A 19,913-nucleotide genomic window follows, 5' to 3' on the forward strand; every position below is an offset into this window, starting at 1 on the left:
GCGGTCCATCCACGGCACCGCACACGGCCGCACAGGGGCCGCACACCCGCGACCCCGCCGCCGCAGGGCCCCGGTACACCCGCAGCCCCGCCCGCACCGCAGCAGACGACGCAGCGTCCGCCGCCACGGCACGAAGAAGCCCCCCGCCTCTCCTCTCGGAGCGGCGGGGGGCTTCTCAGCGACTCTTAGCCGTTGTACGGCCCGTAGTCGTAGTCCTCCAGCGGAACGGCCTGGCCGGAGCCCGTGCCGAACGGCGAGTAGTCGATGTCGTCGTAGCCGACGGCCGAGTACATCGCGGCCTTGGCCTCCTCGGTCGGCTCGACCCGGATGTTGCGGTAGCGGGACAGACCCGTACCGGCCGGGATGAGCTTACCGATGATGACGTTCTCCTTGAGGCCGATCAGGGAGTCGGACTTGGCGTTGATCGCCGCGTCCGTGAGGACCCTGGTCGTCTCCTGGAAGGACGCCGCCGACAGCCAGGACTCCGTGGCCAGCGAGGCCTTGGTGATACCCATGAGCTGCGGACGACCGGAGGCCGGGTGACCGCTCTCCTGGACCACACGACGGTTCTCGGTCTCGAACTTCGAGCGCTCGACCAGCTCGCCGGGCAGCAGCTCGGCGTCGCCGGACTCGATGATCGTCACACGGCGCAGCATCTGCCGGATGATGATCTCGATGTGCTTGTCGTGGATCGACACACCCTGCGAGTTGTAGACCTTCTGGACCTCGCCGACCAGGTGGACCTGGACGGCACGCTGACCCAGGATGCGCAGCACGTCGTGCGGGTTGGTGGCACCCACGGTGAGCTTCTGGCCCACCTCGACGTGCTCGCCCTCGCTGACCAGGAGTCGGGCACGCTTCGAGATCGGGTACGCCGTCTCGTCGCTGCCGTCGTCCGGGGTGACGACGATCTTCTTGGTCTTCTCGGTCTCCTCGATCCGCACGCGGCCGGTGGCCTCGGAGATCGGGGCGACACCCTTCGGGGTACGGGCCTCGAAGAGCTCGACGACACGCGGCAGACCCTGGGTGATGTCGTCACCGGCCACACCACCGGTGTGGAAGGTACGCATCGTCAGCTGGGTACCGGGCTCACCGATGGACTGGGCGGCGATGATGCCGACCGCCTCACCGATGTCGACCAGCTTGCCGGTGGCGAGCGAACGGCCGTAGCACATCGCGCAGGTGCCGACGGCGGACTCACAGGTCAGGACCGAGCGGGTCTTGACCTCCTCGACACCCGCGCCGACGAGGACGTCGATGAGGACGTCACCGAGGTCGACGCCCGCCGGGGCGAGCACCTTGCCGTCGACGACGATGTCCTCGGCGAGGCAGCGCGCGTACACGGACGTCTCGGCGTTGTCCGCCTTGCGCAGGACGCCGTCGGCGCCGCGCTCGGCGATGGCCAGCTTGAGGCCGCGCTCGGTGCCGCAGTCCTCCTCGCGGATGATGACGTCCTGCGAGACGTCCACCAGACGACGGGTGAGGTAACCCGAGTCGGCGGTACGCAGGGCGGTGTCCGCCAGACCCTTACGGGCACCGTGCGTGGAGATGAAGTACTCCAGCACGGACAGGCCCTCACGGAAGGACGCCTTGATCGGACGCGGGATCGTCTCGTTCTTGGCGTTCGACACCAGACCACGCATACCGGCGATCTGCCGCATCTGCATCATGTTTCCTCGGGCACCCGAGTCAACCATCATGAAGATGGGGTTCGTCTTGGGGAAGTTCTCGTTCATCGCCTCGGCGACCTCGTTGGTCGCCTTGGTCCAGATCGCGATGAGCTCCTGAGTGCGCTCTTCCTTGGTGATCAGACCGCGCTCGTACTGCTTCTGGACCTTCTCGTCCTGCGCCTCGTAGCCGCGGACGATCTCCTTCTTCGCCTCGGGAACGACGACGTCGGAGATGGCCACGGTGACACCGGAACGGGTCGCCCAGTAGAAACCGGCCGCCTTCAGGTTGTCGAGCGTCGCCGCCACGATGACCTTGGGGTAGCGCTCGGCGAGGTCGTTGACGATCTCGGAGAGCTGCTTCTTGCCCACCGAGTAGTCGACGAACGGGTAGTCCTCGGGCAGCAGCTCGTTGAAGAGCGCGCGGCCCAGGGTGGTGCGCAGGCGGAAGGTGTCCCCCTGCTGCCACTCCGGCTCGCCCTCCTCCTGCGCCGGCGGGGTCCAGCCGCGCGGCGGGATGGTGCCCACCGGGAAGCGGATGTCGATCGCCGACTGGAGTGCGAGCTCACCGGCGTCGAACGCCATGATCGCCTCGGCCGTGGAGCCGAAGGACCGGCCCTCGCCCTTGGTGTCGCGCAGCTCACCGTCGGTGGTGAGGAAGAACAGACCAAGAACCATGTCCTGGGTCGGCATGGTGACGGGGCGACCGTCGGCCGGCTTCAGGATGTTGTTCGAGGACAGCATCAGGATGCGGGCCTCGGCCTGCGCCTCCGCGGACAGCGGCAGGTGCACGGCCATCTGGTCACCGTCGAAGTCCGCGTTGAACGCGGTGCAGACGAGCGGGTGGATCTGGATGGCCTTGCCCTCGACCAGCTGCGGCTCGAAGGCCTGGATGCCGAGGCGGTGCAGGGTGGGAGCACGGTTCAGCAGAACCGGGTGCTCGGCGATGACCTCTTCGAGGACGTCGTACACGACCGTACGGCCGCGCTCCACCATGCGCTTGGCGCTCTTGATGTTCTGCGCGTGGTTCAGGTCGACCAGGCGCTTCATCACGAACGGCTTGAAGAGCTCCAGCGCCATCGCCTTGGGCAGACCGCACTGGTGCAGCTTCAGCTGCGGACCGACGACGATCACGGAACGCGCGGAGTAGTCCACACGCTTACCGAGCAGGTTCTGACGGAATCGACCCTGCTTACCCTTCAGCATGTCGCTGAGGGACTTCAGCGGACGGTTACCGGGACCGGTCACCGGCCGGCCGCGACGGCCGTTGTCGAAGAGGGCGTCAACAGCCTCCTGAAGCATGCGCTTCTCGTTGTTGACGATGATCTCGGGCGCGCCGAGGTCGAGGAGCCTCTTCAGACGGTTGTTGCGGTTGATCACACGGCGGTACAGGTCGTTCAGGTCGGAGGTCGCGAAGCGGCCACCGTCCAGCTGCACCATCGGGCGAAGGTCCGGCGGGATGACCGGCACGCAGTCCAGCACCATGCCCTTGGGGCTGTTGCTGGTCTGGAGGAACGCGGAGACGACCTTCAGGCGCTTGAGCGCACGGGTCTTCTTCTGGCCCTTGCCGGTACGGATGATCTCGCGGAGCTTCTCGGCCTCCTCGTCGAGATCGAAGGACTCCAGGCGCTTCTGGAGCGCCGCGGCACCCATCGAGCCGTCGAAGTACGTGCCGAAGCGGTCACGCAGCTCGCGGTAGAGCAGCTCGTCGCCCTCGAGGTCCTGGACCTTGAGGTTCTTGAACCGGGTCCACACCTCGTCGAGACGGTCGATCTCGCGCTGCGCACGGTCACGCAGCTGCTTCATCTCACGCTCGGCGCCCTCGCGCACCTTGCGGCGCACGTCGGCCTTGGCACCCTCGGCCTCCAGCTCGGCCAGGTCGGTCTCGAGCTTCTTGGCGCGGGCCTCCAGGTCGGCGTCCCGGCGGTTCTCGATCTGCTGCCGCTCGACGGAGACGTGCGCCTCCAGGGAGGGCAGGTCACGCGTACGGCGCTCATCGTCGACGTACGTGATCATGTACGCCGCGAAGTAGATGACCTTCTCGAGGTCCTTGGGAGCCAGGTCGAGCAGGTAGCCCAGACGGCTCGGGACACCCTTGAAGTACCAGATGTGCGTGACAGGCGCGGCCAGCTCGATGTGGCCCATCCGCTCACGACGCACCTTGGCGCGAGTCACCTCGACGCCGCAGCGCTCACAGATGATGCCCTTGAAGCGGACACGCTTGTACTTGCCGCAGTAGCACTCCCAGTCCCGGGTCGGACCGAAGATCTTCTCGCAGAAGAGTCCGTCCTTTTCGGGCTTGAGGGTGCGGTAGTTGATGGTCTCGGGCTTCTTGACCTCGCCGTGGCTCCACTGACGGATGTCGTCAGCGGTGGCCAGACCGATCCGGAGCTCATCGAAGAAGTTGACGTCGAGCACTATGCGTCAATCCCTCTCAGGGTTGTAAGTCTTGGGGTCTGAAACGGGGGCCTGGGGGTCGGCGGGGCCCTGTGGGTGAGGGCCCCGCCGGACTCCCGTCAGACCTCTTCGACGCTGCTCGGCTCGCGCCGGGACAGGTCGATGCCGAGCTCCTCCGCTGCGCGGAAGACGTCCTCGTCGGTGTCACGCATCTCGATGGACATACCGTCGCTGGACAGCACCTCCACGTTCAGGCAGAGCGACTGCATCTCCTTGATGAGCACCTTGAAGGACTCGGGGATGCCGGGCTCGGGGATGTTCTCGCCCTTGACGATGGCCTCGTAGACCTTCACGCGGCCGGTGACGTCGTCGGACTTGATGGTCAGCAGCTCCTGGAGGGCGTACGCGGCGCCGTAAGCCTCCAGCGCCCACACCTCCATCTCACCGAAGCGCTGGCCACCGAACTGGGCCTTACCACCCAGCGGCTGCTGGGTGATCATGCTGTACGGGCCGGTCGAACGGGCGTGCAGCTTGTCGTCGACCAGGTGGTGCAGCTTCAGGATGTACATGTAGCCGACCGAGATCGGGTCCGGGAACGGCTCACCGCTACGGCCGTCGAACAGCCGCGCCTTACCGGTCGGGAGCACCATGCGCTCGCCGTCACGGTTCGGGATGGTGTGCTGCAGCAGACCCGCGAGCTCGTCCTCACGCGCACCGTCGAAGACCGGGGTCGCGACGTTGGTGCCCGGCTGGACCGAGTCGGCGCCGATCACCTGGAGGCGCTGCGCCCACTCGTCGGCCAGGCCGGAGACGTCCCAGCCGCGGCTGGCGAGCCAGCCGAGGTGGATCTCCAGGACCTGTCCCGGGTTCATTCGGGACGGCACACCCAGCGGGTTGAGGATGATGTCGACGGGGGTCCCGTCCTCGAGGAACGGCATGTCCTCGATGGGCAGGATCTTGGAGATGACGCCCTTGTTGCCGTGGCGGCCGGCGAGCTTGTCACCGTCGGTGATCTTGCGCTTCTGCGCGACGTACACGCGCACCAGCTGGTTCACACCGGGGGGAAGCTCGTCGCCCTCCTCGCGGTCGAAGACGCGGACGCCGATGACCTTGCCGGTCTCGCCGTGCGGCACCTTCAGCGAGGTGTCACGGACCTCACGGGCCTTCTCACCGAAGATCGCGCGCAGCAGGCGCTCCTCCGGCGTCAGCTCGGTCTCACCCTTGGGCGTGACCTTGCCGACGAGGATGTCGCCGGCGATGACCTCGGCACCGATACGGATGATGCCGCGCTCGTCGAGGTCGGCGAGGACCTCCTCGGAGACGTTCGGGATGTCCCGGGTGATCTCCTCGGGGCCGAGCTTGGTGTCACGGGCGTCGACCTCGTGCTCCTCGATGTGGATCGAGGAGAGGACGTCGTCCTGCACGAGGCGCTGCGACAGGATGATCGCGTCCTCGTAGTTGTGACCCTCCCACGGCATGAACGCCACGAGCAGGTTCTTGCCCAGCGCCATCTCGCCGTTCTGGGTGGCCGGACCGTCAGCCAGGACCTGGCCCTCGATGATCCGGTCGCCCTCGTTGACGATGACCTTCTGGTTGACCGAGGTGCCCTGGTTGGAGCGGGCGAACTTGGCCAGGCGGTACGTGATGTACGTGCCGTCGTCGTTGGCGGTGGTGATGTAGTCCGCGGAGACCTCCTGGACCACACCCGCCTTCTCGGCCTTGACCACGTCGCCGGCGTCGACGGCGGAGCGGTACTCCATGCCGGTGCCGACGAGCGGGGACTCGGACTTGATCAGCGGCACGGCCTGCCGCATCATGTTCGCGCCCATGAGGGCACGGTTGGCGTCGTCGTGCTCGAGGAACGGGATCATGGCGGTCGCGACCGACACCATCTGGCGCGGCGAGACGTCCATGTAGTCCACGTCGTCACCGGCGACGTAGTCGACCTCACCACCACGGCGGCGGACGAGGACACGGTTCTCGGCGAACCGCATGTCGTCCGAGAGCGTGGCGTTGGCCTGCGCGATGACGAAGCGGTCCTCTTCGTCGGCCGTCAGGTAGTCGACCTCGTCGGTGACCTGACCGTCGACGACCTTGCGGTACGGCGTCTCCACGAAACCGAACGCGTTGACCCGGCCGTAGGAGGCGAGCGAGCCGATCAGACCGATGTTCGGGCCTTCAGGGGTCTCGATCGGGCACATACGGCCGTAGTGGGACGGGTGCACGTCACGGACCTCGAAGCCGGCCCGCTCACGGGACAGACCACCCGGGCCAAGAGCCGACAGACGGCGCTTGTGGGTGAGACCCGACAGCGGGTTGTTCTGGTCCATGAACTGCGACAGCTGGCTGGTGCCGAAGAACTCCTTGATGGAGGCGACGACCGGCCGGATGTTGATCAGGGTCTGCGGCGTGATCGCCTCGACGTCCTGGGTCGTCATGCGCTCACGCACGACGCGCTCCATACGAGCCAGACCCGTGCGGACCTGGTTCTGGATGAGCTCGCCGACGCTGCGCAGACGACGGTTGCCGAAGTGGTCGATGTCGTCGGTCTCGACGACGATCGTCTGGCCGTTGTCCGCGGCCGTCTCGGTCTCGCCGGCGTGCAGCTTCACCAGGTACTTGATCGTCGAGATGACGTCCTCGACGGTCAGGATGCCCGCGTCCAGCGGAGCGTCCGCACCCAGCTTCTTGTTGACCTTGTAGCGGCCGACCTTGGCGAGGTCGTAGCGCTTCGGGTTGAAGTACAGGTTCTCCAGAAGCGTCTGCGCGGCCTCACGGGTGGGGGGCTCGCCCGGACGCAGCTTGCGGTAGATGTCGAGCAGCGCGTCGTCCTGGCCCTGGGTGTGGTCCTTCTCCAGGGTGGCGCGCATCGACTCGTACTCGCCGAACTCCTCCAGGATCTGCTCGGTCGTCCAACCGAGAGCCTTGAGCAGAACGGTCACGGACTGCTTGCGCTTGCGGTCGATACGCACACCGACCATGTCGCGCTTGTCGATCTCCATCTCCAGCCAGGCACCCCGGGACGGGATGATCTTGGCGGAGAAGATGTCCTTGTCGGACGTCTTGTCGATCGAGCTGTCGAAGTAGACACCGGGCGAACGGACCAGCTGCGACACCACGACACGCTCGGTGCCGTTGATGACGAAGGTGCCCTTGTTCGTCATGAGCGGGAAGTCGCCCATGAAGACCGTCTGCGACTTGATCTCGCCGGTCTCGTTGTTGGTGAACTCAGCCGTCACGAAGAGCGGGGCGGCGAACGTGAAGTCGCGCTCCTTGCACTCGTCGATGCTGTTCTTCGGCGGCTCGAAACGGTGGTCGCGGAACGTCAGCGACATCGACCCGGAGAAGTCCTCGATCGGGGAGATCTCCTCGAAGATCTCCTCCAGACCGGACTTGGTGGGGACGTCCTGACCCGACTCCAGAGCCGCCTCGACCCGACTCTGCCAGGCGGTGTTGCCGAGCAGCCAGTCGAAGCTCTCGGTCTGCAGCGCGAGCAGGTTCGGAACCTCGAGGGGCTCCTTGATCTTTGCAAAAGAGATGCGCAGCGGGGCGGTGCTTGCGCCGTTGTTCGTATTCGCGGTCGAGGCAGTGCGCGAGGCGGCCAAGAGGGGGTCCTTCCGAGGGCTCGGACTCACTACGCGCGTACCGGCCCCTCACTGGGGCACAGAGACACGGGTTACCTTCTCCGACCAAAGAATGGCCAGGTCAGGGATGGTCCGGTCATCGGTGCTCAAGCGAGGGCATGCCCCTGGTGACGGGCAGGGGACAGCTAACAGGCAGCGCAAAGGGTCAGTGTAGCCACTTGGCACACTGATGTCCAGTGCGGGTTTTTCGCGACCCTCGTTGTCCTCAACGCCCTCGGCATGCTTGCCCTCAATGCACGTTGATACTGCCCTCTTCGTCGCCGATCCATGCCTCGGATTCGGATCCTTGTGACGACGCGTCCTGAGAATTGCGCGCTGCGTGCGGTTCGTCAAGGCCCCCATGCCCGAACCCAGGGGCTCCCGGAGACACGACGAAGATCACCATACCCCCCGCCGAAGCGGGCGCAAGGTAACCGTGGCCGCGCCCCCAGGAACGCCGAAGAGCGACCACCCGAATGGATGATCGCTCTTCGGTGCGACTGCGTTACAGCCTCAGGAGGCTGCTTTCAGCAAGCGCGAAGGTCGTACTCGACCTGCAAGACCCGGAAGGCCTTACTTGACCTCGACGGAGGCGCCGGCGCCCTTGAGGGACTCGGCGGCCTTCTCGGCGGCGTCCTTGGCGACCTTCTCGAGGACGGGCTTCGGGGCGCCGTCCACGAGGTCCTTGGCCTCCTTCAGACCCAGGGAGGTCAGCTCACGCACGACCTTGATGACCTGGATCTTCTTGTCGCCGGCGCCGGTGAGGATGACGTCGAACTCGTCCTTCTCCTCGACGGCCTCGGCGGCGGCGCCACCAGCGGCACCACCGGCGACGACGACCGGCGCGGCAGCGGCGGCGGTGACGTCGAACTTCTCCTCGAAGGCCTTCACGAACTCGGAGAGCTCGATGAGGGTCATCTCCTCGAACTGCGCGAGCAGGTCTTCCTGGCTGAGCTTCGCCATGATGGCGGTCCTTCCACTAAATCGGCAGGTGCCGGATGTACTGGGTGAGGCGGGCGTACGTCGGCCCGCTGTGGCCTCCGCGGTCAGGCTGCGGGGGCCAGTGTGCGAGCCGAATTACTCGGCACCGCCCTGCTCGGCCTGCTTGGCGCGGAGCGCGTCCACCGTGCGGACGAGCTTCGACGGCAGCGCCTGGAAGACGGAGGCAGCCTGGGACTGCTTCGCCTTGAAGGCACCGGCCAGCTTGCTGAGCAGAACCTCGCGGGACTCGAGGTCCGCAAGCTTCTTGATCTCGTCGGCGCTGAGCGCCTTGCCCTCAAGGACACCGCCCTTGATGACGAGATTCGGGTTGTCCTTGGCGAAGTCACGGAGACCCTTCGCCGACTCCACCGGGTCCCCGGTGACGAAGGCGACAGCCGTCGGACCGTTGAACAGGTCGTCCAGCGTGTTGATCCCGGCCTCGTTGGCCGCAATCTTGGTCAGCGTGTTCTTCACCACGGCGTAGTGAGCGTTCTCACCGAGCGAACGACGCAGCGTCTTGAGCTGCGCCACGGTGAGACCGCGGTACTCGGTCAGCACGGCAGCGTTGGAGTTGCGGAACTGCTCCGTCAACTCGGCCACTGCGGCAGCCTTGTCGGGCCTCGCCATGAGCCTCGGCCTCCTTCCGGGTGATTCTGACCGCGCGGACCCGAAGGAGGTCTGGGGAAAACGAAACGCCCCGGCGCAGGCGCACGGGGCGGACTCGACCGGGCGTACACACTGGACGCGCGCACTCCGGGAGTTCTTCCACTGTCACCTGCGCGGGTCGCCCGCATTTTCAGCGGATCCTTCGGCCACCGCACTCTCTTGCGAGCGCACGGCAACGACCAGCGGTCTTTGGCTTCTGTAGGAGAGTACGGGACTCAATCGCAGTCAGGCAAATCGGCCCCTACGGCTCTCAGCTCCGGCTCTTCTTCAGCGGCTTGCGCATGTCCGCGGTGTCGTCGGCGCGAGGCGCGGGGACCGTCACCGGCTTGTCCTGATCGAGGAAGGTGAAGGTGAGGTCCAGCGCGCCGTGGCGGCCGAAGCCCTGGGTGCGGAGCCGCTTGACGTGGTCGTCGCGGTCGACCCACACGTCCAGGGTGAGTTCGTCCACGCCCGCCTTCTCGTACTGATCGAGGCTGTTCGCCCGTCCTTCCCGGACGGCCTTGTCCTTGATCTCCTCGAGCGAGTCCCGGAGCTCGTCGACCGTGGCCGTGCCCGCGTAGTGCGTCGTATCAGCGCCGTCGACCTTCTCGGGGCCGACCCGCTTCACGTCCTCCGCATCGGCCAGGAAGGCGGCTTCCCGCGCCGGGTTGCGGCCGACCTGGTCGCGCAGGCCGGCGACATCCATGCGCAGGCCGCTATCCGTGGTGAACTCCTCGTGCGGGCCGTAGCTGATCCAGTGCCGCCCGCCCAGCTTCTCGACCATGTCGTCGGTCGCGCTGCCGTACAGCACCCCGCCGACCAGGCGCAGCTCGGTCTCGCCCTTCTGATCGCCGCTCAGGTTGGCCGTCGTGAGCCGCGCCTCCAGCGGCTTCCTCCGGACGGTCCCCTCGTCCGCTATCGGCCCCCGCTGCGGAAACCGGCCGGTCACCCGATAGTGCAGGGACATGAGTCCTTCGGTCCTCTCCGCGGCCCGCGCGACGGCGTCGGCGGCCGATGAGCCCCCGGACTCCTCGGCACCGGCTCCCGTCCCACAGCCGGCGAGCAACAGCACGGCCGCGGGCAGAACGACGGCAGGCAGGACGGCACGTACGGCAGGCCTCACTGATTCCCCCCGAGGAACACATGGCTGACGCGAAGCATGGCTGATGCGTGGTCGGCGCACAGCAAGATCGGGAGCGTATCCCAGGCGACCTGAACGGTTTTGCGAATTCAGCGACCCGCCGAGTCCTTCAGAAGCTCCTTGAGGTCCACGGTGTCCCCCGCCGGAGGCTTCTCGACCCTGGTCTTCACGCCGTAGTCGCTGTAGTACGCGGTCTGGGTCAGCCGCCCGGTGGCCGTCCGGCCCTTCTCGACCTTCTTGACCAGCAGGTCCCGGCCGTTGACCCATATGTCGACGGTCTGCTCGGGGGTGCCGGCGTCCGCCCGCACCGTCCCGGAGTAGTGCGTCGTGCGCTCGCCTCCGACCGTCTCCTCGCCGACCTTGCGTACGTCCGTGGAGGACAGCAGCCGCTTCACCGAGGTGTGCGGGGCGGTGCCGCGCATCTGGTCGGCGAGATCTGCTCCGGCGCTGCCGGCGAGGTCGTCCAGGTCGTCGTAGGCGTACTTGATCCAGTGCTTGCCGTCGGTCTTGGCGGAAAACGCCTCACCTATGCGCGCGTAGTAGGCGTCGGGGAGGTAGCGGGCCTCCATCGACGTGGTCCCGAGGCGGCGCATCGCCTCGGCCGTCGTGCCGCCGGTGTAGGTGATCGTCAGGATGCCGGTGAGGTCGTCGGCCCAGGCGAGGGTGCCGTCGGCCTTCATGGACAGCGTCGAACCCATGGTGGTGGTGGATCTGACGCGAGCGGACTCGGCCTGGCCGGTGGACCGCTCGACGGTGCGCAGGGCGGCCGTCACGGCGCGGGCGGGCCCGGTGCGCTCCGCCTCGTCGGGGCGGTCGGCGGAGGTACAGGCGGTCAGGGCCGTCAGCGCGGTCAGCAGCGCGATCCAGAACGCCGACCGGCGCGCCCTCGTGCTCGTCATTCGTCCCCCCTGTGCGAATCCCGTGAATGCACGTTAACCCAGGGCACTGACAAACGTGGTGGGAGAAGGGGACGGGCCCCACACCCGGGAAGGGTGTGGGGCCCGCTTTCGAGCCTGGTGAGCCGGTGGCTCAGACCGCGGCCGGGTCCTCCTCGACGAGGAGGTTGCGGGTGCGGTTCGGGTCGACCGGAACGCCGGGGCCGATCGTGGTGCTGATCGCGGCCTTCTTGATGTAGCGACCCTTGGCGGCGGACGGCTTCAGACGGAGGATCTCCTCCAGCGCGGCGCCGTAGTTCTCCACCAGCTTGGTGTCGTCGAAGGACACCTTGCCGATGATGAAGTGCAGGTTCGAGTGCTTGTCGACGCGGAACTCGATCTTGCCGCCCTTGATCTCGGTGACGGCCTTGGCCACGTCGGGGGTGACGGTGCCGGTCTTCGGGTTCGGCATCAGACCACGCGGACCGAGCACGCGGCCGAGGCGGCCGACCTTGCCCATGAGGTCCGGGGTGGCGACGACGGAGTCGAAGTCCAGGCGGCCCTTCGAGACCTCGTCGATCAGCTCGTCGGCACCGACGATGTCGGCGCCCGCGGCACGCGCGGCCTCGGCACGGTCGCCGGTCGCGAAGACCAGGACCCGGGCGGTCTTACCGGTGCCGTGCGGAAGGTTCACGGTGCCACGGACCATCTGGTCGGCCTTACGCGGGTCGACACCCAGACGGAAGGCGACCTCGACGGTGCCGTCGAACTTGGTCGTGGACGTCTCCTTGGCGAGACGGACGGCCTCGAGCGGGGCGTACAGCTTCTCCCGGTCGATCTTGGCGTCCGCAGCGCGGAGAGTCTTGCTGCGCTTGCTCACAACTGCTCCTGTGATTTCTTAGGAGTTGTGGTCCGGGCCGAGCAGGCCCTGCCACTCACTTCTGCTTGGGGGGTTGGGGTCAGCCCTCGACCGTGATGCCCATGGAACGGGCGGTACCGGCGATGATCTTCGCGGCGGCGTCCAGGTCGTTGGCGTTGAGGTCGGGCATCTTGGTGGTGGCGATCTCGCGGACCTGCGCCTCGGTGATCTTGGCGACCTTGGTCTTGTGCGGCTCGCCGGAGCCCTTCTCCACGCCCGCGGCCTTGAGGATCATCTTGGCGGCCGGCGGCGTCTTGGTGATGAAGGTGAAGGAACGGTCCTCGTAGACCGTGATCTCCACCGGGATGACCCAACCGCGCTGCGACTCGGTCGCGGCGTTGTAGGCCTTGCAGAACTCCATGATGTTCACGCCGTGCTGACCCAGCGCGGGGCCGACCGGCGGAGCCGGGTTGGCGGCACCGGCCTGGATCTGGAGCTTGATGAGCCCCGTGACCTTCTTCTTCTTGGGAGGCATTACTCTCCGGGTCCTTTCGATTGAGGCGTGCCTCCGCCCGGGTCGCGTCCCAGATGAAGGCATACCGCACAACGATAACGGGTATAGATGCGCGGCCAAAAACCGAGCAGGTCAGACCGGCTACGAGAGCCCGCCTGACCTGCGCGGAAGCGGTAGGTCCAGAAAGAGTCAGTTCTTCTGGATCTGGTCGAAGCTCAGCTCGACCGGCGTCTCGCGCCCGAAGATCTCCACCAGACCCTTGACCTTCTTCGAGTCGGCGTTGATCTCGTTGATCGTGGCCTGCAGCGTGGCGAACGGGCCGTCGGTGACGGTGACCGAGTCGCCGACCTCGAAGTCCAGCACCTGAACCTCGACCTTGCGCTGCGGAGCCGGCTTGCCCTCGGCCTCGGCGGCCTCGCGGGCGGCCTTCTCCTCGGCCTCCGGGGCGAGCATCTTGACGATCTCGTCCAGGGTCAGCGGGTACGGGTCGTAGGCGTTGCCCACGAAGCCGGTGACGCCGGGGGTGTTGCGGACGACGCCCCAGGACTCGTTCGTCAGGTCCATGCGGACGAGGACGTAACCCGGCAGCTTGTTCTGCTTGATCGTCTTGCGGTCGCCGTTCTTGATCTGGACGACCTCTTCCTGCGGCACCTCGGCCTGGAAGATGTAGTCCTCGACGTTCAGCGAGACGGCGCGCTGCTCCAGGTTGGTCTTCACGCGGTTCTCGTAACCGGCGTAGGTGTGGATGACGTACCACTCGCCGGGCAGCGTGCGGAGCTCGTCGCGCAGGGCGGCGACGGGGTCGACCGGCTCGGCCGGCTCCTCCTCGGCGTCCTCTTCCTCGTCCTCGACAGCCTCGACGTCACCGCCGGACTCGTCCTCGACGTGGAGGGCGGATTCCTCGGCGGGCTCGCCCGCCTCGGCCTCGGCAGCCTCGACCTCGTCCAGGTCCTCGTCCGCGCCTTCGACGATCTCGAGCTCGTCTTCCACGGACTCGACACCCTGCCCGTGTGGCTCGATGGCGTCGTTCACGTTCTGGTCAGACACGGTGGCTGCTTCTTCCTGGATACATAGGGGTGGAACATGCGAAAGGGGCGCCGGTAACCGCGGCGCCCTTCGCTCTTGGCTCAGCCGAAGACGTACTTGGCGGCGTGGTCGAGCCCATAGTCAATCACGGTCACCAGGCCGATCATGAGGACGACGAAGATGATCACCACAGTGGTGTACGTCGTCAGCTGGTTGCGCGTCGGCCAGACGACCTTGCGGAGTTCCGCGATGATCTGGCGGTAGAAGAGCGCGAGTCGCTTCAGCGGGCCCTTCTTGGCGCGCTTGCCACCCTTACGGGTCTTCTTCGACTCCGGCGCCTCGTCCTGGGCATCAGGCATGTCGATGGAGCCCACGGCGTCCGTCACTCGTCCTCACCTGATTCCGGGTCGTGGCCGTGCCGCGCCCGGTCTGAGCCGCACGGCGGTGCATTTCTGTACGTACATGCGCACACATCCTGGCGAAGGTGTGTGTAGCAGGGCCGGAGGGACTTGAACCCCCAACCGCTGGTTTTGGAGACCAGTGCTCTACCAATTGAGCTACGACCCTTTGTGTGTCCCCCAACGTACCGCATCCGGGCGGGTGCACGGTGTGCACCCTGCGACTGCGGACCGCTGATGGCCAACGAGGTGAGAGTGTACGTGGTCCTGGGCGCGCCGTCGAACAGAAAGCGCCCGTGGGAGGGTTGGCCGACGAAAGATCGGCCGAAGATCACCGGCCCTCGGACGCAAGATCCGCTGGCCGTGGCCCGGATCCGCACGGTTGTTCAGCTGATGTTCAGTCTGTGAAACCCCCGTGCCGGGCGCGTTTCCTGTCTGAAACGATGGGCCCCATGAGCGCTGCAACCCCTCCCACCGAGCGCCGGGTCTCCGCCCGAGTCGGCGCGATCTCCGAGTCCGCCACCCTCGCCGTGGACGCCAAGGCCAAGGCCCTCAAGGCCGCCGGGCGGCCGGTGATCGGCTTCGGCGCCGGTGAGCCCGACTTCCCGACCCCGGACTACATCGTCGAGGCCGCCATCGAGGCCTGCAAGAACCCGAAGTTCCACCGCTACACCCCGGCCGGCGGTCTGCCCGAGCTGAAGGCCGCCATCGCCGCGAAGACGCTGCGCGACTCCGGCTACGAGCCCGACGTCTCCCAGATCCTCGTCACCAACGGGGGCAAGCAGGCCATCTACGAGGCCTTCGCCGCGATCCTCGACCCGGGCGACGAGGTCGTCGTCCCCGCCCCGTACTGGACGACTTACCCGGAGTCGATCCGTCTCGCGGGCGGTGTGCCGGTCGAGGTCGTCGCCGACGAGACGACCGGCTACCGCGTCTCCGTGGAGCAGCTGGAGGCGGCCCGTACGGAGAAGACGAAGGTCGTCCTCTTCGTATCGCCGTCCAACCCGACCGGCGCCGTCTACAGCGAGGCCGAGACCGAGGCGATCGGCCGCTGGGCCGTCGAGCACGGCCTGTGGGTGATGACCGACGAGATCTACGAGCACCTCGTCTACGGCGACGCGGTCTCCGTGTCGCTGCCCGCCGTCCTGCCCGAGCTGCGCGACAAGTGCATCGTGGTCAACGGGGTGGCCAAGACGTACGCCATGACCGGCTGGCGGGTCGGCTGGATCATCGGCCCGAAGGACGTGGTGAAGGCCGCGACCAACCTCCAGTCCCACGCGACGTCGAACGTCTCGAACGTGGCGCAGGCCGCCGCCCTCGCCGCCGTCTCCGGTGACCTGGACGCCGTCGCGAAGATGCGTGAGGCCTTCGACCGCCGCCGCAAGACGATCGTGCGGATGCTCAACGAGATCGACGGCGTGGTCTGCCCCGACCCCGAGGGCGCCTTCTACGCGTACCCGTCGGTGAAGGCCCTCATCGGCAAGGAGATCCGCGGCAAGCGTCCGCAGGACTCGGTCGAGCTGGCCGCGCTCATCCTGGAGGAGGCCGAGGTCGCGGTCGTCCCGGGCGAGGCCTTCGGCACGCCGGGCTATCTGAGGCTGTCGTACGCGCTCGGTGACGAGGACCTCGTCGAGGGCGTGAGCCGGATCCAGAAGCTGCTGGCCGAGGCGCGGGACTGACGTTCCGGATCGGCCCGGGGCACATACCGGTTTGGTATGTGCCCCGTTTGTTTGTGCGAGCAAGACCACTAAAGGGGAAACCGCTACCGGGACGGCGGACACGTACGGCAGGATCCTGGAATGGAGCGTGTACGTGATGTCTCTGAACTGCCGAAAGCCCATCTGCACCTGCACTTCACCGGCTCGATGCGGCCGGCGACCCTGCTGGAACTGGCCGACAAGTACGGCGTACGCCTGCCCGAGGCGCTGACGGACGCGCTGACCAGCGGGGAGCCGCCGAGGCTACGGGCGACGGACGAGCGGGGCTGGTTCCGCTTCCAGCGCCTGTACGACGCGGCGCGGTCGTGCCTACAGCAGCCGGAGGACATCCAGCGCCTGGTCAGGGAGGCCGCAGAGGAGGACCTGAAGGACGGCTCCGGGTGGCTGGAGATCCAGGTGGACCCCACGTCGTACGCGCCCCGGCTGGGCGGTCTGATCCCGGCGCTGGAGATCATCCTGGACGCGGTGGAGAGCGCGTCGCGGGACACGGGTCTCGGGATGCGTGTCCTGGTCGCCGCGAACCGTATGAAGCACCCTCTGGACGCCCGCACGCTGGCGCGTCTGGCGGTGCGGTACGCCGACCGGGGCGTGGTCGGCTTCGGGTTGTCGAACGACGAACGCCGGGGCATGGCAAGGGACTTCGACCGCGCCTTCCACATCGCCGGTGAGGGCGGCCTGCTGTCGGCCCCGCACGGTGGCGAGCTGACCGGCCCGTCCTCGGTCCGTGACTGCCTGGACGACCTGCACGCGGACCGGATCGGGCACGGGGTGCGGGCGGCCGAGGACCCGCGGCTGCTGAAGCGTCTCGCGGACAGGGGCGTGACGTGTGAGGTGTGCCCCGCTTCGAACGTCGCCCTCGGCGTCTACGAGAAGGCGGAGGACGTTCCGCTGCGGACGCTGTACGAGGCCGGCGTACCGATGGCCCTCGGCGCCGACGACCCCCTGCTCTTCGGCTCGCGGCTGGCCGCTCAGTACGACATCGCGCGGCGCCACCACGCCTTCACGGACGAGGAGCTGGCGGAACTGGCCCGGCAGTCGGTGCGGGGGTCGGCGGCCCCGGAGGAGATGAAGGCGAAGCTGCTGGCGGGGGTGGACGACTGGCTCGCCTAGCTCACGCCGGACCGGCTCGCCCGGCTCACGGAGCCGGCGGTCAGTCGGCGATGCCGGCGAGCAGTGTGCGGGCCAGCCGGACGGCGAACTCGTCCACCGGCGGCCGTACCGCCTCCCTGGTGGCGTCATAGGCGAACGCCCGCTGCGCGCAGGCCCCCATCAGCAGCGAGGCCGCCGCGAACGTGTCCGCGTCCGTGCGGACCCGGCCCCTCTCCTGCTCGGCCCGCAGGTAGGTGTCGAGCTCCTGGATCGGCACGTGCGGGCCGGCGCCCATCTGCCGCACGGCGTCGTCGTGCCGCCGCTTGAGCTCGGTCTGGGCGTAGAGCGACGCGGCGATCGGGAAGCTCTGCTCGTAGAACAGCGCGGCCTGGCGGGCGATCTCGGTCAGGTTCTCCTCCAAGGTGTGCCGGCCGGGCTCGGCCGCAAGGCCGCTGAGTAGCGGGCGCAGCGGGGGCAGCCGCTCGGTGAGCACCTGGATGAACAGCTCCTCCTTGCTGGCGAAGTGCTTGTACAGCGCCGCCTCGGAGCACCCGGCCGCTCGCGCGATCTCCTTCGTCGTGGCCCGCGCCAGCCCGACGGTGAGCATCAGGTCGTGGGCGGCGTCGAGAAGTCGAACGCGGGTGGGTCGGTTCTCCATGAAATGTCCAATCGCCCCTTGACGGGTGGGTGAGCACTTACTCACTCTAGAGGAGATGGGGTGAGTGAATACTCACCCACCCCAATCTCACCCCTACGGGAGACCTCATGAAACTCACCGTCTTCGGTGCCACCGGAGGCATCGGCAAGGAGATCGTCCGCCAGGCGCTGGCCACCGGTCACGAGGTCACGGCCGTCGTACGGGATCCCGCCCGCTTCCCCGTCACCGGCGATCGGCTGGAGGTGCTCCGCGCGGATCTCACCGACCCGCAGGCGCTGCGCCCCGCCGTCGCCGGACGGGACGCGGTGCTGTCCGGGCTCGGCGCCCGCAGCCGCAAGGACGCGGGGATCGCTGCGCGTCTGACCCGCACGGTGCTCGGCGCCCTCGAGGCCGAGGGAGTGCGGCGGCTGGTCGTGGTGAGTGCGGCGCCGGTCGGACCCGAGCCGGCGGACGACGGCTTCATCGACCGGGCGGCGCGCGGCATCGTCTCGGCGGTCCTCAAGGACATCCACGCCGATCTGCGGGAAATGGAGGCCGAGCTGGCCCGCAGCGCCACGGAGTGGACGGTCGTACGGCCGCCGCGTTCAGGACAAGCCGCTCACCGGCTCGTACCGGAAGGTCGTTGGCGGATTCCCGGCCCGGGGGCGCTTCCTGGCGCGCGCTGATGTGGCGCACGCCATGCTGGCGGCGGTCGGCGACCGCGCCACCCTGAGGCAGGGCGTGGGCGTCGCCTACTGAGACCGTCCGCGGCCGGGCCCGGCAAGCGCGCGCTACAGGCTGACGCCGACCGTCACCGGCTCGTTGACCAGCGTGATACCGAAGGTCTCGCGGACACCGGCGACGACCTCGCGGGCGAGCGCGAGGAGGTCCTCAGTGGTCGCCTCACCGCGGTTGGTGAGGGCGAGGGTGTGCTTGGTGGAGATACGGGCGGGGCCCGTGCCGTATCCCTTGGTGAAGCCCGCCTTGTCGATGAGCCAGGCCGCGGAGGTCTTGGTGTGCCCGTCCCCCGCCGGGTAGGCGGGTGGCTCGGCGCCGTCACCGAGGTGCTCACGCACGCGCGCGTGGAACGCCGCGAACTGCTCGTCGGTGAGGATCGGGTTGGTGAAGAACGATCCCGCCGACCAGGTGTCGTGGTCCTCGGGGTCCAGGACCATGCCCTTGCCGGTACGGAGCTTCAGCACCGTCTCCCGGGCGGCTGCCAGGGGCACGCGGTCGCCGACCTCGACGCCGAGGGCACGGGCCGTCTCGGCGTACTTGACCGGGGCGGAGAGCCCGTCGGCGTCCTCCAACCGGAAGCGGACGCGCAGGACGACGTAACGCTCGGGGTCGGCCTTGAAGCGGCTGTGGCGGTAGGAGAAGGCGCAGTCGGCGTTCGGAATGACGACGGTCTCGCCTGCCTGTCGGTCGTACGCGATCACCTCGGTGATCGTCGAGGAGACCTCCTGGCCGTAGGCGCCGACGTTCTGGATCGGCGTGGCGCCCGCGGAGCCGGGGATTCCGGCGAGGCACTCGACCCCGGCGAGCCCGGCCTCGACGGTGCGGGCGACAGCTTCGGTCCACACCTCGCCGGCGGCCAGTTCGAGCGTGGTGCCGTCCAGCTCGAAGCCCTTGGTGGCGATGACGAGCGCGGTGCCCGCGAAGCCCTTGTCGCCGATGACCAGGTTGGATCCGCCACCGATGAGCAGCAGCGGGGTCCCCGCGGCGTCGGCCTCGCGCACGACGTCGATCACCTCGGCGTCGGAGGTGGCGGTGACCAGGCGGGTGGCGGGGCCGCCGAGCCGGAAGGTCGTGAAGGGGGCGAGGGGGGCGTCGTGGAGTTCCTGCACGCGCCCAAGACTACGAGACGGCGCCGACAGCCCCGGCACCCACGGGGAGCGCCGGGGCCGATACGCGCTCCACGCGCGCGTGCCGTTCAGGTCAGCCGTCGGAACGCCTCCGTCCAGTCGAGCGGGAGCTCGTCGCCCGGCACCTGCCAGGTGGCGAACTTCGCGTCCCGCATCAGCCCCGCCAGACCTCGCGAGGTCGGGGCGTGGGCGCCCGAGCGGGCGAAGTCCTTCAGCGCCGCGGGCGACTCCCAGGCGGACAGCGTCCAGAAGGTCCGCTTGAAGGGCTCGGCCTTCAGGGATGCGCCGTACGCGCCGGGCGCGCGGCTCACCTGCCACCACACGCCCGGCGTGCGGGCGAGGAAGCGGAGCGCTCCCCAAAGGGTGCGGGTCTCGAAGCGGGAGGCGAAGACGTGCGCCTCGGCGCCGGGCGGTGCGGGGTTCGGGACGGTCCAGGGAAGGGTGGGCATGACTGCTCCTCAGGGTGCGGAGGCCGGTC

15 protein-coding genes, 1 tRNA gene and 1 pseudogene are annotated in these 19,913 nt (G+C 67.9%); 3 read left to right on the plus strand and 14 right to left on the minus strand.

Annotation, left to right across the window (positions count from 1 at the left end; genetic code table 11):
- Positions 1-185: 185 nt before the first annotated feature.
- From KUM44_RS01570 to KUM44_RS01620, 11 genes are all read right to left on the minus strand, one after another.
- The gene (locus KUM44_RS01570) at positions 186-4,085 is read right to left on the minus strand and encodes a DNA-directed RNA polymerase subunit beta' (RefSeq protein ID WP_217205688.1); all 3,900 of its coding nucleotides are present in this window, start codon (positions 4,083-4,085) and stop codon (positions 186-188) included.
- Positions 4,086-4,183: 98 nt separating this feature from the next.
- The gene (rpoB, locus tag KUM44_RS01575) at positions 4,184-7,669 is read right to left on the minus strand and encodes a DNA-directed RNA polymerase subunit beta (RefSeq protein WP_217205689.1); all 3,486 of its coding nucleotides are present in this window, start codon (positions 7,667-7,669) and stop codon (positions 4,184-4,186) included.
- A 591-nt stretch (positions 7,670-8,260) separates the two neighbouring features.
- Entirely contained in the window at positions 8,261-8,650 is a 390-nt protein-coding gene (gene rplL, locus KUM44_RS01580) for a 50S ribosomal protein L7/L12 (RefSeq protein ID WP_062706819.1), read from the minus strand.
- A gap of 114 nt (positions 8,651-8,764) precedes the next feature.
- Positions 8,765-9,295: a 50S ribosomal protein L10 gene (gene rplJ / locus KUM44_RS01585; protein WP_217205691.1), complete on the minus strand. Its 531-nt coding sequence runs from the start codon at positions 9,293-9,295 to the stop codon at positions 8,765-8,767.
- 289 nt (positions 9,296-9,584) lie between these two features.
- Positions 9,585-10,436 (minus strand): hypothetical protein, encoded by an 852-nt coding sequence (locus KUM44_RS01590; protein ID WP_308402452.1) that lies wholly within the window; start codon positions 10,434-10,436, stop codon positions 9,585-9,587.
- A 107-nt stretch (positions 10,437-10,543) separates the two neighbouring features.
- On the minus strand, positions 10,544-11,353 hold the full coding sequence (locus KUM44_RS01595; RefSeq protein ID WP_217205693.1) for a hypothetical protein: 810 nt from the start codon (positions 11,351-11,353) through the stop codon (positions 10,544-10,546).
- Between the two features lie 130 nt (positions 11,354-11,483).
- Positions 11,484-12,209, minus strand: a complete 726-nt coding sequence (rplA, locus tag KUM44_RS01600; protein WP_217205695.1) for a 50S ribosomal protein L1 — start codon at positions 12,207-12,209, stop codon at positions 11,484-11,486.
- A 79-nt stretch (positions 12,210-12,288) separates the two neighbouring features.
- Positions 12,289-12,723 (minus strand): 50S ribosomal protein L11, encoded by a 435-nt coding sequence (gene rplK / locus KUM44_RS01605; RefSeq protein ID WP_028805116.1) that lies wholly within the window; start codon positions 12,721-12,723, stop codon positions 12,289-12,291.
- Between the two features lie 168 nt (positions 12,724-12,891).
- On the minus strand, positions 12,892-13,749 hold the full coding sequence (gene nusG / locus KUM44_RS01610) for a transcription termination/antitermination protein NusG (protein ID WP_217205697.1): 858 nt from the start codon (positions 13,747-13,749) through the stop codon (positions 12,892-12,894).
- 80 nt (positions 13,750-13,829) lie between these two features.
- Positions 13,830-14,114 (minus strand): preprotein translocase subunit SecE, encoded by a 285-nt coding sequence (gene secE, locus KUM44_RS01615; RefSeq protein ID WP_217205698.1) that lies wholly within the window; start codon positions 14,112-14,114, stop codon positions 13,830-13,832.
- Positions 14,115-14,222: 108 nt separating this feature from the next.
- Positions 14,223-14,295 (minus strand) — tRNA-Trp (locus KUM44_RS01620).
- A gap of 283 nt (positions 14,296-14,578) precedes the next feature.
- On the opposite strand from KUM44_RS01620, the gene KUM44_RS01625 reads away from it, so the two are divergent.
- Together KUM44_RS01625 and KUM44_RS01630 are read left to right on the plus strand one after the other, a co-directional pair.
- Complete coding sequence (locus KUM44_RS01625) at positions 14,579-15,805, plus strand: pyridoxal phosphate-dependent aminotransferase (RefSeq protein ID WP_217205699.1); 1,227 nt, start codon at positions 14,579-14,581, stop codon at positions 15,803-15,805.
- Between the two features lie 120 nt (positions 15,806-15,925).
- Entirely contained in the window at positions 15,926-16,954 is a 1,029-nt protein-coding gene (locus KUM44_RS01630; RefSeq protein ID WP_217205700.1) for an adenosine deaminase, read from the plus strand.
- 40 nt (positions 16,955-16,994) lie between these two features.
- On the opposite strand, the gene KUM44_RS01635 is transcribed toward KUM44_RS01630, so the two are convergent.
- A complete protein-coding gene (locus tag KUM44_RS01635) occupies positions 16,995-17,591 on the minus strand; it encodes a TetR/AcrR family transcriptional regulator (RefSeq protein WP_217205701.1) in 597 nt (198 codons plus the stop codon).
- Between the two features lie 107 nt (positions 17,592-17,698).
- Between KUM44_RS01635 and KUM44_RS01640 the strand changes: the two are divergent.
- Positions 17,699-18,329, plus strand: a pseudogene (locus KUM44_RS01640) (NAD(P)-dependent oxidoreductase).
- A gap of 32 nt (positions 18,330-18,361) precedes the next feature.
- Here the strand turns inward: KUM44_RS01640 and KUM44_RS01645 are convergent.
- Together KUM44_RS01645 and KUM44_RS01650 are read right to left on the minus strand one after the other, a co-directional pair.
- Complete coding sequence (locus KUM44_RS01645; protein ID WP_217205702.1) at positions 18,362-19,417, minus strand: UDP-N-acetylmuramate dehydrogenase; 1,056 nt, start codon at positions 19,415-19,417, stop codon at positions 18,362-18,364.
- Positions 19,418-19,503: 86 nt separating this feature from the next.
- Entirely contained in the window at positions 19,504-19,884 is a 381-nt protein-coding gene (locus KUM44_RS01650) for a DUF3291 domain-containing protein (protein WP_217205703.1), read from the minus strand.
- Positions 19,885-19,913: the final 29 nt, after the last annotated feature.

Source organism: Streptomyces sp. AC550_RSS872 (assembly GCF_019049285.1).
Lineage (GTDB): Bacteria > Actinomycetota > Actinomycetes > Streptomycetales > Streptomycetaceae > Streptomyces.

Coding starts and splice junctions, on each gene's coding strand:
- rplL (WP_062706819.1), bottom strand. CDS start 8,650: ATGGCGAAGCTCAGCCAGGAAGACCTGCTCGCGCAGTTCGAGGAGATG.
- rplJ (WP_217205691.1), bottom strand. CDS start 9,295: ATGGCGAGGCCCGACAAGGCTGCCGCAGTGGCCGAGTTGACGGAGCAG.
- KUM44_RS01595 (WP_217205693.1), bottom strand. CDS start 11,353: ATGACGAGCACGAGGGCGCGCCGGTCGGCGTTCTGGATCGCGCTGCTG.
- rplK (WP_028805116.1), bottom strand. CDS start 12,723: ATGCCTCCCAAGAAGAAGAAGGTCACGGGGCTCATCAAGCTCCAGATC.
- KUM44_RS01625 (WP_217205699.1), top strand. CDS start 14,579: ATGAGCGCTGCAACCCCTCCCACCGAGCGCCGGGTCTCCGCCCGAGTC.
- KUM44_RS01630 (WP_217205700.1), top strand. CDS start 15,926: ATGGAGCGTGTACGTGATGTCTCTGAACTGCCGAAAGCCCATCTGCAC.
- KUM44_RS01635 (WP_217205701.1), bottom strand. CDS start 17,591: ATGGAGAACCGACCCACCCGCGTTCGACTTCTCGACGCCGCCCACGAC.
- KUM44_RS01650 (WP_217205703.1), bottom strand. CDS start 19,884: ATGCCCACCCTTCCCTGGACCGTCCCGAACCCCGCACCGCCCGGCGCC.